This window comes from Paraburkholderia ginsengiterrae, assembly GCF_001645125.1.
GTDB lineage: Bacteria > Pseudomonadota > Gammaproteobacteria > Burkholderiales > Burkholderiaceae > Paraburkholderia > Paraburkholderia ginsengiterrae.
Window position 1 is genome coordinate 110,881 of the sequence record NZ_LXKA01000076.1, and the last position, 12,128, is coordinate 123,008.

The 12,128-nt window shown below is 63.5% G+C and carries 15 protein-coding genes; 3 read left to right on the forward strand and 12 right to left on the reverse strand.

Annotation, left to right across the window (positions count from 1 at the left end; genetic code table 11):
* Positions 1–8: 8 nt before the first annotated feature.
* Genes A6V37_RS05820 through tauA form a run of 3 tightly spaced genes read right to left on the reverse strand, consistent with a single transcriptional unit; the run spans position 9 to position 2,749 of the window.
* Entirely contained in the window at positions 9–833 is an 825-nt protein-coding gene (locus A6V37_RS05820; RefSeq protein ID WP_064267173.1) for an ABC transporter permease subunit, read from the reverse strand.
* Between the two features lie 53 nt (positions 834–886).
* Positions 887–1,684, reverse strand: a complete 798-nt coding sequence (locus tag A6V37_RS05825; RefSeq protein ID WP_064266715.1) for a taurine ABC transporter ATP-binding protein — start codon at positions 1,682–1,684, stop codon at positions 887–889.
* A 42-nt stretch (positions 1,685–1,726) separates the two neighbouring features.
* Positions 1,727–2,749 carry a taurine ABC transporter substrate-binding protein gene (tauA, locus tag A6V37_RS05830; protein ID WP_064267174.1) on the reverse strand — a complete coding sequence of 341 codons (1,023 nt, stop codon included), beginning with the start codon at positions 2,747–2,749 and terminating at the stop codon, positions 1,727–1,729.
* Between the two features lie 275 nt (positions 2,750–3,024).
* On the opposite strand from tauA, the gene A6V37_RS05835 reads away from it, so the two are divergent.
* Positions 3,025–3,471, forward strand: coding sequence for a hypothetical protein (locus tag A6V37_RS05835; protein WP_064267175.1), 447 nt, complete (start codon positions 3,025–3,027; stop codon positions 3,469–3,471).
* 54 nt (positions 3,472–3,525) lie between these two features.
* Positions 3,526–3,660, forward strand: a complete 135-nt coding sequence (locus A6V37_RS42760) for a hypothetical protein (RefSeq protein WP_278185268.1) — start codon at positions 3,526–3,528, stop codon at positions 3,658–3,660.
* Between the two features lie 78 nt (positions 3,661–3,738).
* Here A6V37_RS42760 and lipA read toward each other — a convergent pair whose 3' ends face one another.
* From lipA to A6V37_RS05850, 3 genes are all read right to left on the reverse strand, one after another.
* Entirely contained in the window at positions 3,739–4,746 is a 1,008-nt protein-coding gene (gene lipA, locus A6V37_RS05840; protein WP_064266717.1) for a lipoyl synthase, read from the reverse strand.
* A gap of 13 nt (positions 4,747–4,759) precedes the next feature.
* Positions 4,760–5,485, reverse strand: coding sequence for a lipoyl(octanoyl) transferase LipB (lipB, locus tag A6V37_RS05845; protein ID WP_064266718.1), 726 nt, complete (start codon positions 5,483–5,485; stop codon positions 4,760–4,762).
* A 146-nt stretch (positions 5,486–5,631) separates the two neighbouring features.
* On the reverse strand, positions 5,632–5,958 hold the full coding sequence (locus A6V37_RS05850) for a DUF2917 domain-containing protein (RefSeq protein ID WP_064266719.1): 327 nt from the start codon (positions 5,956–5,958) through the stop codon (positions 5,632–5,634).
* Positions 5,959–6,056: 98 nt separating this feature from the next.
* Between A6V37_RS05850 and A6V37_RS05855 the strand changes: the two genes are divergently transcribed.
* Complete coding sequence (locus A6V37_RS05855) at positions 6,057–7,025, forward strand: transcriptional regulator GcvA (RefSeq protein WP_064266720.1); 969 nt, start codon at positions 6,057–6,059, stop codon at positions 7,023–7,025.
* Between the two features lie 22 nt (positions 7,026–7,047).
* Here the strand turns inward: A6V37_RS05855 and A6V37_RS05860 are convergent, their stop codons facing one another.
* From A6V37_RS05860 to A6V37_RS05885, 6 genes are all read right to left on the reverse strand, one after another.
* A complete protein-coding gene (locus A6V37_RS05860; protein ID WP_064266721.1) occupies positions 7,048–7,317 on the reverse strand; it encodes a DUF493 family protein in 270 nt (89 codons plus the stop codon).
* Positions 7,289–8,257: a D-amino acid aminotransferase gene (locus A6V37_RS05865; protein WP_064266722.1), complete on the reverse strand. Its 969-nt coding sequence runs from the start codon at positions 8,255–8,257 to the stop codon at positions 7,289–7,291. The genes A6V37_RS05860 and A6V37_RS05865 overlap by 29 nt, the downstream gene beginning before the upstream one ends.
* A gap of 13 nt (positions 8,258–8,270) precedes the next feature.
* Complete coding sequence (locus A6V37_RS05870; RefSeq protein WP_064266723.1) at positions 8,271–9,500, reverse strand: D-alanyl-D-alanine carboxypeptidase family protein; 1,230 nt, start codon at positions 9,498–9,500, stop codon at positions 8,271–8,273.
* Positions 9,501–9,822: 322 nt separating this feature from the next.
* The gene (locus tag A6V37_RS05875; protein ID WP_064266724.1) at positions 9,823–10,467 is read right to left on the reverse strand and encodes an alpha/beta hydrolase; all 645 of its coding nucleotides are present in this window, start codon (positions 10,465–10,467) and stop codon (positions 9,823–9,825) included.
* Between the two features lie 8 nt (positions 10,468–10,475).
* Complete coding sequence (locus A6V37_RS05880) at positions 10,476–10,799, reverse strand: (2Fe-2S) ferredoxin domain-containing protein (RefSeq protein WP_064266725.1); 324 nt, start codon at positions 10,797–10,799, stop codon at positions 10,476–10,478.
* Between the two features lie 162 nt (positions 10,800–10,961).
* Positions 10,962–12,119, reverse strand: coding sequence for a VanZ family protein (locus A6V37_RS05885; protein ID WP_064266726.1), 1,158 nt, complete (start codon positions 12,117–12,119; stop codon positions 10,962–10,964).
* Between the last annotated feature and the right edge of the window lie 9 nt (positions 12,120–12,128).

Consider the following 12,128-nt stretch of genomic DNA (forward strand, 5'->3'; position numbering starts at 1 on the left):
CGGCCACGCTACCCGCGCCCTTTCCAAGGCACGAGCCGCCGCTCCAGCGCACGCATGCCGAGATCGAAGAGCCAGGCAATCAGACCGATCAGCACGATGCCCATCACCACCACATCGGTACGCAGGAAGCTCGATGCGTTGAGCACCATCTGACCCAGGCCCGCGGTGGCCGCCACCATCTCGGCGGCAACCAGCGTGGTCCAGCCGAAGCCGATCGCGATACGCAGGCCGGTCAGGATCTCCGGCAGCGCAGCCGGCAAGACCACATGACGCACGATCTGCGAGAACCGGCCGCCTAGCGAATAGGCGGCATGAATCTGTTCGACGGTCGCGCTGCGCGCGCCGGCGCGTGCGGCCATGGCAATCGGCGCAAAGCAGGCCAGATAGATCACGACGATCTTCGCCGTTTCGTCAATGCCGAACCAGATCACCACCAGCGGCAAATAGGCGAGCGGCGGCAGCGGCCGGTAGAACTCGAGCGGCGGATCGAGCAGGCCGCGCGCGACCCGGCTCACCCCCATCAGGATGCCGACCGGCACAGCCGTGAGCGCGGCTAGCGCAAACGCGCCGAACACGCGCAAGGCGCTCCACGCGAGGTGCTCGGAGAGCGGCAAGCCGCCCTGAATGCGTCCATGCCACGCGTCGAGAAATGCGGCCACCACGGCTTCGGGCGTCGGCAGAAAGAGGGGCGGCAGCCAGTGCAAATGCGTGGCCAGCCACCACAACGCGGCGAGCGTGGTGACCGACGCCGCGCTCAATGCCGCGGTCGGACCTTCGCCCGGCAAGCGCCAGCCGTGCGAGGGCCGCGCCGTCCGTTGCGGCCGTTCGTTGATCCGCTCGCCAGCGCGAGCGAGCGGCACATTGTTCAATGATTCACGCGACACCGTCACGACACCACCTCTTCCTGATTGCGTTCATGCAGGCGGCGCACCAGCCGCTCACGCCACTCGATGAAATCCGCCGACGACTTCACCGCGCGCGCATCGCGCGTCTCGAGGAAACGTCGCGCGAACGGTAGATCGTAGCTATCAGCGATGCGCCCCGGTCCCGGCGTCATGACGACGAGACGGGTTGCAAGAAAGAGCGCCTCCTCGACGCTATGCGTGATGAAGAACACCGTCTTGCGCGTGCGACCCCACACGTCGAGCACGAGTTCCTGCATCGACTCGCGCGTCATCGCGTCGAGCGCGCCCATTGGCTCATCCATCAGCAACACCTGCGGATCGCTCGCCAGCGCGCGTGCAATGCCCACGCGCTGCTGCATGCCGCCTGAGAGCGCATAGACCCGCGAGCGTGCATACCGCTCGAGTCCGACGAGTCTCAACATGTCCAGCGCGATGCGCTCGCGCTCCGGCTTCGGCACGCGCTGAAAGCGCAAACCGAGCGCCACGTTGTCGAGCACGTCGAGCCACGGCATCAGCGCATACTTTTGGAACACCACGCCGCGATCGGCGCCGGGTCCGAGCACTTGCTCGCCGTTCAGCCGCACTTCCCCTTCGGTCGGCGGAATAAAGCCGGCAATGCAGTTGAGCAAGGTGGTCTTGCCGCAGCCCGACGCGCCCAGCGCGACTACGAACTCGCCGGGCTCGATGCGCAAATCGACATCGGCGAGCGCAACATGCGGCGGGGCGCCACGCGCGCCTTCGTAGGCGACATGCAGCCGCCGGATTTCAAGAGCGCTCATCGCCCGACCTCATGAAGCATGATTGGAAATTGCACGCGACGCTCAGCGCGCCGCGCGTTGCACGAATTGCGGATCGACGCCGCTGGAGTAGTCGGCCAGCACGTTCTGAATCGTGCCTTGCGTCTTCAGAAACGCGGCGGTGGCAGCGAGCGACTTCGCAGCACCCGATTGCGCGCCGCCGCCAAGCCATGCCGTCGACGCCTGCTGCGCCGGGGTCGGGAATGCGTACAGCGCGAGACTTGCCGGCACATCCTGCGCACTCGCGCCGGACTCCTGCGCAACCGCTTCGACCTGCGGCGACGTCGCGGTCCACGCGGACGTGTGGTCGCGGTAATTCGCGTCGGTCGTGGCCAGCACCTTCACGAAACGCGTGACGAACTCGGCGTTCTGACTGGCGAACTTGCGATCGACGACGAAGCCGTCGAAGGTCGCCTTGCCGGTTTGCTGCGCGACCTGCCCCGAGGTGATCAGCACCTTGCCGTTCTTTTTCACTTTAGCCAGCACAGGGTCCCAGATATACGTCGCGTCGATGTCACCACGCTCCCACGCCGCCGCGACTTCAGGCGGGCGCAGGTTGACGATTTTGACGTCGGACGGATTCACGCCGGCGTTCTGCAGGGCGACCAGCGTATGAAAGTGCGAGGTCGACACGAACGGCACACCAATTTTCTTGCCTTTCAGACCGGCGACGTTCGTCACATTCGAGCCATCACGCGCGACCAGTGCCTCGGCGTCGTTGATGTTGTCGAGAATCCAGAAGAGCGAGATATCCACACCTTGCGACAGACCGGCGGCAATCGGACTCGAACCGGCTTCACCGAGTTGCACCGAGCCGGACGCCAGCGCGCGTATCACGTCGGCACCGCTGCCGAGCTTGCGATAGGTGACTTTGTAGCCGGTGGCTTTCTCCACTTCACCGGTGGCCTGCGCGTAGCGCCACGGCACCACCATGTCCTGATACGCAATCACGACTTCCTTGGTATCGGCGTGCGCCGCGGATGCGAACGGCGCGGACAGTGCGAGCAGCGTGGCGAATGCGGCAATTGGGCGACGGAAGCGGTTCATCGGGAAGCCTCTTGAATCGATGTTGTTCGGGAGGCTTTCGACTATAGGCAGTTTGTTCGCGGCCTGTTCCAATTAATCCGCAATTGCTAATCACGCTGTTCGAGCATTGCTTTTCGTGTTCGGTTGGTTGGCGGCGGCCGCCGGCGCGGACAGTCAAGCGGTTCCAGCGAATGATGACGGCTCGCGACCCCAGTCCGCAAGTAGGCTGTTCGGCAGATTGACCTCGAAAGGACTGCGGCGGGATGATCTTTGTGTCACCCACATTTCGCATTCCTATGATCGCCTTTCTTAGTCACCTGAGCTGGCTGTTCTTCAATATCGGCGTGCCGGTTTGCGCGCCTATTGCGCTGCTGCCTTTGTTAAATTTTTCGCGCTTCTATCGGCATACGTCGAAAGGCATAGCGATACGGGCCGTGCAGGACGGGCAGCTTTTCTGGGTGGTCATTTCGATGAGTGCGAGCGCGTGCTACGAGATCGGATCCGCGCTGGGTGAGTCAACCTCCGACGGCGCAAGGGCCTTCATGTTTGCCGGACTGCTTTGGCATGGCATCGCCATCGTGGGCGCTTCGATTCTCGTGTCGTTCGGTTCCGCCGACTCGACGCCACACCCAACTTACAGGCACAGCGGCGAGGTCCCTGACCACAGGCTCATGTGGCTGTCATTTATCATGACGGCAATCATCGCCGCATCATATTTTCTATCTCATTATTCGTTAACCTAATTAATTTATTCCCACTGCGATATACTTTCGACGAACCATCCGTGGAGAAGCCCTATGCCCAACCTTATTGACTACATCATTGAGAATCGAGCACTGCGCGACCGCTTCATCGACTTCATGTTTCCTTTCACGATCATCGGCGGAACGCTTTCCTCGATCTGCATGCTGCTCGCGCGGTATTACCGGTAACTCACGCGACCAGATCGCGCAAAAGAAAAAGCCCGCAACGTGCGGGCTTTTCTTCAACCACGCTACGACCTGAAGTGCTCAGACCACGCCAGCGCCATGCGCCTGCAAGTCGGCGTGATAGCTCGACCGAACCATCGCACCCACTGCCGCGTGCGTGAAGCCCATCTTGTACGCTTCTTCCTCGTACATCTTGAACGTGTCCGGGTGCACATACGAGCGCACCGGCAGATGGTGTTCCGACGGCTGCAGATACTGGCCGATCGTCAGCATGTCCACGTCGTGCTCGCGCAGGTCGCGCATCACTTGCAAAATTTCTTCTTCGGTTTCACCCAGGCCGACCATCAGACCCGACTTGGTAGCGACGTCCGGATGCAGCGCCTTGAAGTCCTTCAGCAGCTTCAGCGAATGCGCGTAGTCCGAACCCGGCCGCGCTTCCTTGTACAGACGCGGCACCGTTTCGAGGTTGTGGTTCATCACATCGGGCGGAGCGGCATTCAGAATGCCGATCGCGCGATCAAGGCGGCCGCGGAAGTCCGGCGTCAGAATTTCGATGCGCGTTTCCGGCGAAAGCTCGCGCGTCTGACGGATACATTCCACGAAGTGGGCGGCACCGCCGTCACGCAAATCGTCGCGGTCCACGCTGGTGATCACCACGTACTTCAGCTTGAGCGCGGCGATGGTGCGCGCCAGATTGCCGGGCTCGTCCGCGTCGAGCGGATCCGGACGGCCGTGGCCGACGTCGCAGAACGGGCAGCGGCGCGTGCACTTGTCGCCCATGATCATGAAGGTCGCGGTGCCTTTGCCGAAGCATTCACCGATGTTCGGGCAGCTCGCTTCTTCACACACCGTATGCAGATTGTGCTCACGCAGAATCTGCTTGATTTCGTAGAAGCGCGAATTGCCGGTCGCCGCTTTGACGCGGATCCAATCCGGTTTCTTCAGCTTTTCGATCGGAACGATCTTGATCGGAATACGGGCGGTCTTGGCTTGCGCCTTCTGTTTCGCGGTGGCGTCGTAGGCGGAGGCGGAAGCCGGCACGGCATCAGGAGCGGAGGAAGCTGCGGGGTTCGCGGTAACGTCTGTCATTCGTTCGGTCCAGTCAGGCGGTGCGCGCACCGGCCTGTGGTTGGGCGACGGCCGCGGGACTGCCGTCGAGGTTTGCGGTGAGGCTTGCTGCAAAGGTTCGCGCTACGTCGTCCCAGCCGGCGGTAACGCCAAGCGTTGCCATGTCGACTGTTTCGAGCCCCGCGTAGCCGCATGGGTTGATGGCCAGAAACGGCCGCAAATCCATGTTCACGTTCAGGCTGACGCCGTGATAGCTGCAGCCATTGCGGATTTTCAAACCCAGCGCCGCGATCTTGGCGCCGGCGTGCAGCCCGACGTCCGGCCCGGGCGCCACGTAGATACCGGGGGCACCCGCCTTTCGTTCACCCGCGAGATTATACGCTGCAAGGGTGTCGATCACGGCTTGCTCGATCCGAGTGACCATCTCACGCACCATCAGCTTGCGTCGGCGCAAGTCGAGCAGCAGGTAGGCGACCACCTGGCCGGGCCCGTGATACGTGATCTGGCCGCCCCGGTCGACTTTCACCAGAGGAATGCCGCTGTCGGCGGCCAGCAGATGGGCTGGATCGCCCGCCTGGCCGAGGGTGAAGACGGGTGGGTGTTCGACCAGCCAGATTTCGTCGGGCGTGTCAGCCGTGCGCTCGTCGGTAAACGCTCGCATGGCTTCGAAACTGGCTTCGTAGGGTTCGCTGCCGCGCCAGCGCAGCGTAGGCGCGGCCGTGACGGACAAGGGAGACGGGGAAAGCGGGGTGGCACACATAATGCCGCCAGTTTACCGAAATCTGGGAAACCCCGCCGGAAGTGGGTGCATTGGACCCGCCGGTTCAGGGACACGCGGGCTGGCGGTCGCGCGGCCTGGGCCCTCCGCCAACCGCCCTTACGCCAGAACCGCGCGCCACCCTGTCATCAAACCGTGCGCCAGCCGCCCCGCACGCGCAACGCCAGCCGTTCGCCGACCCGGGCAAACCAGTTCAGCGCACGCTGATCGCAGCGCGTCGGCACGGTGAACACGACCTTCGCAAACGTGCCGCCCTCCGCGCTCAGCCACAGCCGTTCGCCGCGCCGCAGCCGCAGCGTATTGCCGGGTTGCAGCCAGTAATCTTCAGTATCGTCGCTGCGTGTGACCCAGACCGCACCGCCATGCACCACGAGCTTGGTGCTGCGCGCCACCTTCATCGGAAGCGTTTCGCCACTGCGGATTTCAAGCGCGATACTAGAGGAAATTTCTCGCATGATGCCCTCGCCAAAGGTTGATTCGTGACTACAATCCTAGGCGTGGCAAGGACTTAAGCAAAACGATCAATTTTCACCTCTATGTGAGAAATATTGCGATGGACCTCCGGCAACTCCCCGCGCTGAACGCAATCAAGGCGTTTGAAGCCGCCGCCCGCCACGAGAGCTTTTCGCGCGCCGCCGACGAACTGTTCGTCACCCACGGCGCTGTCAGCCACCAGATTCGCGCCCTCGAGGCCGAACTGGGCATATCGCTGTTCGCGCGCGACGGCAAGCGCGTGCGGCTCACCGAAACCGGCCGGCGGTACGCCTCGCATGTGCGCGCAGCGTTGATGGCGCTCGCCGACGCCACCCGGGAAATCCGCGCCGGCGACCGCGAGCGGCGTCTGGTGGTGTCGATGCTGTCGTCGTTTGCGGCGCGCTGGGTGACACCGCGTCTCGGCAGCTTTATCGAGGCGCATCCGCAATGGGATCTGGAACTGCTTTCTACTAACGCACTCACGGATTTCGCGCGCGATGACGTGGATGTGGCGATCCGTTTCGGCTTCGGCAAATACTCGGGGCTGCATTCGGAGCTGCTGCTGGAGGAGATTTTCTTTCCGGCCTGCTCGCCGAACTTCAATGGCGGCAAGCTGCCGCGCACGCCGGCCGATCTGGCCAAGGTCCCGCTGCTGCGTTCCGACGACGAGTTATGGCGCCCCTGGTTCGACGCCGCCGGCCTGACCGACTGGCCCGAACCGAAGCGAGGCGTGCTGTATCAGGATTCGTCGAATCTGCTGCAGGCGGCGATCGACGGCCAGGGGGTCGCGCTCACGCGCCGCTCGCTGGCCATGCACGAAATCGCGGCGGGCCGCCTCGTGCGGCTATTCGATGTGGATGGACCGAGCCCGTGGCAGTACTACTTTATCTGCCCGCCGCAGATGCTCGAAACCGCCCGTGTAAAGGCGTTCCGCGACTGGGTGTTCGAGGAGGTGGGACGCTTCAAACTGCTGTTCGACCAGGCTTGCGAAGCAGGTCCTGGCGCAAGCGCCGATCTGGCGGTGGACGCATTGCGCGCCACGCCGTAATACCAGAGCACCTGGGGACGCGTTACAGCACCACTTTAACCATCGGGTGGCCGGTGAGCGCGCGATAGATATCGTCGAGTTGCTCACGGCTCGTGGCACGCACCGTGACCGTCAGGCCCGTATAGTTGCCGCCGCTGGACGGCCGGGTTTCGACGCGCGATGCGTCGACACCGTTGTCAAACTGGCGGACCACCGAGACAATCGTTTCGGCAAATTCAGGGTGCGATTTGCCCATGATCTTGATCGGGAAATCGCAGGGAAATTCAAGCAGTGACTCGTTCACGGGATTCATTTTCTACTCCTTGCTGCGCCTCTTGCGCCTCTAGCGCTTCGTGGGCCTTGGCTCGCTGGTACGCCGAATATAGCGCCGCGAAGACCTCGCCAGGCTTGCCCTCGCCGACCGGCTGGCCGTCGAGCTGCGTGACCGGCAGCACTTCCTTCGTGGCCGAACTGACGATGATCTCGTCCGCCGCGCGCAACTCCGCCTCGGTAATATCGCGCGCATCGAAACGGATGCCGCATTCAGCCGTCAGCTCTTCGATCAGACCGTAGCGAATCCCTTCGAGGATCTTATGGCTGCGCGGCGGCGCTGACAACACGCCGCCCTTCACCACCCATACATTCGACGAGGAACCTTCGGTCAACATGCCGTCGCGCAGCTGAATCGTCTCGAAAGCGTCGTTCTCCGCCGCATATTGCGCCATCAGCACGTTGCCGAGCAGCGATACCGACTTGATGTCGCAATTGAGCCAGCGGCGATCTTCCGCGGTCACACACCGCACGCCGTGCGCGCGTTGCGCGGCGTCCGGCAGGTTCAGCGGCGTGACCATCACGAACACGGTCGGCTGAATGCCGGCCGGAAACGCGTGGACGCGCTTCGCGACGCCACGCGTTACCTGAATATAGGCAATCGCGTCCTGATCGTCGCGCAAACCGCCGTCTGCCTCGTTGGCCGCCACCACCCGCTCGATCAGCGCGCGCCAGCCGGCGTCGTCGAACGGATTGGCGATGCCGATCTTGCCGACCGACCGCGCGAGCCGTGCCAGATGCTGCCTGAAGCGGAACGCCGTACGGCGACCGCCGGCCTGCGCGTACAGCGGCGCGACTTCGTAAATGCCGTCGCCGAAAATAAAGCCGCGGTCGAGAACCGGCACGCGCGCTTCGGACAACGGCACCAGCTCGCCGTTCAGATAGACAATCGGATCGGGCAATACATCGGGAAGAGCGGTCATCGCGGTCAGGCTCTTACTTCTTCTTGTTGAACATCAGCATGAGCGAGTCCCACACGCGGCCGACCACGCCGGCTTGCGGCACGGCCTGCAAGGCGACGATCGGGAACTGCGCCAGCACCTTGCCGTCGGCCACCAGCTTGGCCGTACCGACCTGCTGACCGTTCGCGATCGGCGCGATCAGCGGATCGATCTGCTCGATCTGCGGCTTCACCTTGTCGCCCATGCCCTTCGGCACGGTGATGTACTGGTCGCCCTTCACACCGATCTGCACCGTGTCCTGCGCACCCTTGTAGACGCGCGGCGTGCCGACCACCTGATTCGCCTTGTACAGACGCACCGTATCGTACGCGGTGTAGCCGTAGTTCAGCATCTTCAGGCTGTCCTGCACGCGGTCGTGTTCCTTGACCTCGCCCATCATGACGGAGACGAGTCGGCGCGACCCGTCGGCCGTGCCCGGCAGCGAACGCTTCGCGCTCGCGATCAGGCAGTAGCCGGCGGCTTGCGTGTGACCGGTCTTCAGGCCGTCGACCGTCGGATCGATCCACAGCAGACGGTTGCGGTTCGGCTGCTTGATCTTGTTGTACGTGAATTCCTTGACCGAGAAGATGTTGTAGTAGTCAGGAAAGTCGCGAATCAGACGGGCCGACAGCACCGCGAGGTCGCCGGCCGTGGTGTAGTGCTGCGCATCGGGCATGCCGTTCACGTCGGCAAAATGCGTGTGCGTCATGCCGAGCTTCTGCGCTTCGGTGTTCATCATGTTGACGAACTGCGCCTCGCTGCCGCCGACCAGTTCGGCCAGCGCGATCGCCGCGTCGTTACCCGACTGGATGATCATGCCGTACACCAGATCGTGCACGGTCACCGGCTTGTTCGCCTCGATGAACATGCGCGATTCGTCGGTGCGCACGCGGCGCACCGCTTCGCTCGGCATCACCGTCTGGTCCATCGTGATCTTCTTCGTCTGCAGTGCTTCGAAGACGAGATACGCCGTCATCAGCTTGGTCAGCGACGCCGGCTCCACGCGCTCGTCGGGATTGCCCGAGGCGAGCACCTGGTTGCTGGTGGCGTCGACGAGCACCCACGAACGCGCGTTCACCGCCGGCGGCGGCACTTGCGCGAACGCCGTGCTGGCGACGAGCGTGGCCGGCAGCACGACGCCGAGTGTCACGGCACGGCTAAGCGAAGAAGGAACGAAGGAAGCGACGGAAGGGAATGACGTGCGGCCGGAGGTGGAGAAACGCATAGGGTCGATTCGTGCAGAAATGTACATCGCGCGCAGGGCGCATAGTTTGGAAGAGCCGGTCGGCGAGCGTCTAACCGTAAAAAAACGGCGCGGCGCCCGTTGGACTTCCGGCCACGCGATCGGTTCACGCAGCACGCCCCGCACCCGGCACCGCTGCGCGCGCAAAACCGCTACGCGTCGCGCGAACTGCCGGATGGGCGATGCTGCGCCCAAAAAAGAGCGCTCATTATACGCGCGCTCCACCGCTAACTTCGCGCGAAACGCGGCGATTAATTTGCGTTTGTGCGTACCTGTACCGCGAAAAACACATGGCGCGTGCCGCTCACCGCCACGCGTCCACAATGATCCGCTTCAGAACGTGCAGCTTACGATGCAGGAAATGCTCCGCCCCCGGAATCACGACAACGGGCAATTCCTGTGGCCGTGCCCAGTCGTAAACGGATTGAATGGGTACCGTCTCGTCGGTTTCACCGTGAATCACGAGCGTGTTTTCGGGCACGGGCGCCACCTCCCAACGGCTCGCCGCGGTGCCGACCAGCACCATGCGCTCGACCGCCCGACCTTCTTCGCGCAATTTCGCGGCCACATGCGACAGCACGAACGTGCCGAACGAAAACCCGGCCAGCACGAGGGGCAGATCACTCTGACCAGCTTCAGCCCGCATGTGGTCGAGCACGGCACGCAGATCATCGCGCTCGCCAATGCCCGCGTCGTGCTCACCTTGCGTTTGGCCGACGCCGCGAAAATTCGAACGATAAGTTACGTAGTTCAACTGCACGAGGGTGCGTGCGAGCGTCTGCGCGACCTTGTTGTCCATCGTGCCGCCGAACAGCGGATGCGGATGCGCAACGAGCGCAATGCCGCGCGGCGCGGCGCCGTTCTCGCGCATCGCGTCGGGCAGATCCAGCGCGACCTCGATTTTGCCGACCGGGCCGTCGATCAGATACTTTTTCGTATGTACGTTCATGGCGGCGTTTATTGATCGATTTTCAGACGCTCGACAATCTTGCCGTTCACGAGGTGCGAGTCGACGATTTCGTCGATGTCGCTCTCATCGACATACGTGTACCAGACGCCTTCCGGATAGATGACAACCGTCGGACCCTGCTCGCAGCGGTCCAGACAGCCGGCCTTGTTGATGCGCACCTGGCCCGGGCCTGCAAGGCCGAGTTGCTTGACGCGCTTTTTCGCGTACTCCTGCATTTGCTGCGCGTTGCAGTTCGCGCAGCTCGGGCGCTCGGCGCCGGGTTCACGCTGATTGAGGCAGAAGAAAACGTGGTGCTTGTAGAAAGAGTCCATGGTATGCGGAGGCGAGACAGTGAGTGTGTGGAATGGCGCAGCAAGCACAAGCGGTACGCGCCTGTTGTGCGAACGATTATAGCGAGCAGGGCTGGCAGTCGCTGACGCCGCGCGCGCCGCACGCGTGGATCAGGCGTGCTTCATGTACGCTTCAGGCACAGTTCAGGCACGCTTCGCGCGCCGCTTAAGCCACGCCTGTTCGACCACATACGCCAGCCACACCAGCGCCGCGTACGGCCAGATCCACGCGAGCCAGTGCGCGAGACCGTTGAAGTGCAGATAACGCCCTTGCCGCCAGTCGGCAAGCACGACATCGAAATACGGATTCACCGGCAGCAGATTGACGAACACGAGTGCAACCACCAGCGCGCCGCCCGCCAACGCCGCCCGCAAGCGGCGCCGCAAGGGCAGCGCGAGCAGCGCGGCGGCGGTGCCGGCTATGAGTCCTGCGAGCGCGCCGGGCGTCGCCCAGTCGAATGCGAGACCGGATTGCGACTGCAGAAACGTCGCCCCCGCTTTGACGCACAGGGTCGCGACAATAAACAGGAGCAGCAGGCGCACGCGCGGCGCGTGACGGCGCACCGACAACGACGCCAGCACGAGCGCGGCGAACAGGTTGAGCGTGGTGATCACCGCTTCCCATCTATCGTCGGGCAACCAGGCGGCAGCGAGCGCCGGCCATGTGCCGACATGCCAGCCCTGTGGAGTCCACGCGAGCAACGCCTCCTGCGTCGTCGAATCGAAATGCAGCCATAACTCGCGCGGCCAGTTGCCGAGTCCGAACAGGCGCGGCGCCGGGTACATGGTCGCGAACGGCCACGCGCCGATGAGACACGCGAGCGCCGCGCGATCGCGCTCGAACCACACGAGCCGCAGACGCCGCAGCAAGCCGCGGTCGAGCAGCGCGCCGGTGGCGGGCGACATGATCGCCGCGCCGAGCAGCGCGCCGAGTGTATTGGCGGCGAGATCGAGGTTGGAGGCGACGCGTGTCGGCAGATAGGTTTGCACGGCCTCCATCGTGCCCGACAGCAGTGCGCCCAGCACGAAGGCCAACGCGACCGCCGGCGTGCCGCGCCAGCGCGGATAGACCGCGAGCACCATCAGCGCGCCGAACGGCATGTAGCCGAGCACATTCGTGACCACGTCGAACGCGGTCAGATATTGCGGCATGGGATCGAACAGATACGCGAAAGGCGCGAGGCCGAGCGAACGCCAGCCCGAAAACGGATACCACGAACCGTAGACAATCAACGCCGAATACAGCACCAGCGCCTGCCGGGCGAGCGCCGACGGACGGTGCAGCCAAAGTTTTTCGCTCATGCAGCGCCC

What these genes read in the sequence shown, in the direction of transcription:
- A6V37_RS05880 (WP_064266725.1), bottom strand. Translation starts at nt 10,799, where the DNA reads ATGGACTCTTTCTACAAGCACCACGTTTTCTTCTGCCTCAATCAGCGT.
- A6V37_RS05850 (WP_064266719.1), bottom strand. Translation starts at nt 5,958, where the DNA reads ATGCGAGAAATTTCCTCTAGTATCGCGCTTGAAATCCGCAGTGGCGAA.
- A6V37_RS05875 (WP_064266724.1), bottom strand. Translation starts at nt 10,467, where the DNA reads ATGAACGTACATACGAAAAAGTATCTGATCGACGGCCCGGTCGGCAAA.
- lipA (WP_064266717.1), bottom strand. Translation starts at nt 4,746, where the DNA reads ATGACAGACGTTACCGCGAACCCCGCAGCTTCCTCCGCTCCTGATGCC.
- A6V37_RS05865 (WP_064266722.1), bottom strand. Translation starts at nt 8,257, where the DNA reads ATGACCGCTCTTCCCGATGTATTGCCCGATCCGATTGTCTATCTGAAC.
- A6V37_RS05825 (WP_064266715.1), bottom strand. Translation starts at nt 1,684, where the DNA reads ATGAGCGCTCTTGAAATCCGGCGGCTGCATGTCGCCTACGAAGGCGCG.
- lipB (WP_064266718.1), bottom strand. Translation starts at nt 5,485, where the DNA reads ATGTGTGCCACCCCGCTTTCCCCGTCTCCCTTGTCCGTCACGGCCGCG.
- A6V37_RS05860 (WP_064266721.1), bottom strand. Translation starts at nt 7,317, where the DNA reads ATGAATCCCGTGAACGAGTCACTGCTTGAATTTCCCTGCGATTTCCCG.
- A6V37_RS42760 (WP_278185268.1), top strand. Translation starts at nt 3,526, where the DNA reads ATGCCCAACCTTATTGACTACATCATTGAGAATCGAGCACTGCGCGAC.
- A6V37_RS05885 (WP_064266726.1), bottom strand. Translation starts at nt 12,119, where the DNA reads ATGAGCGAAAAACTTTGGCTGCACCGTCCGTCGGCGCTCGCCCGGCAG.
- A6V37_RS05855 (WP_064266720.1), top strand. Translation starts at nt 6,057, where the DNA reads ATGGACCTCCGGCAACTCCCCGCGCTGAACGCAATCAAGGCGTTTGAA.
- tauA (WP_064267174.1), bottom strand. Translation starts at nt 2,749, where the DNA reads ATGAACCGCTTCCGTCGCCCAATTGCCGCATTCGCCACGCTGCTCGCA.
- A6V37_RS05835 (WP_064267175.1), top strand. Translation starts at nt 3,025, where the DNA reads ATGATCGCCTTTCTTAGTCACCTGAGCTGGCTGTTCTTCAATATCGGC.
- A6V37_RS05870 (WP_064266723.1), bottom strand. Translation starts at nt 9,500, where the DNA reads ATGCGTTTCTCCACCTCCGGCCGCACGTCATTCCCTTCCGTCGCTTCC.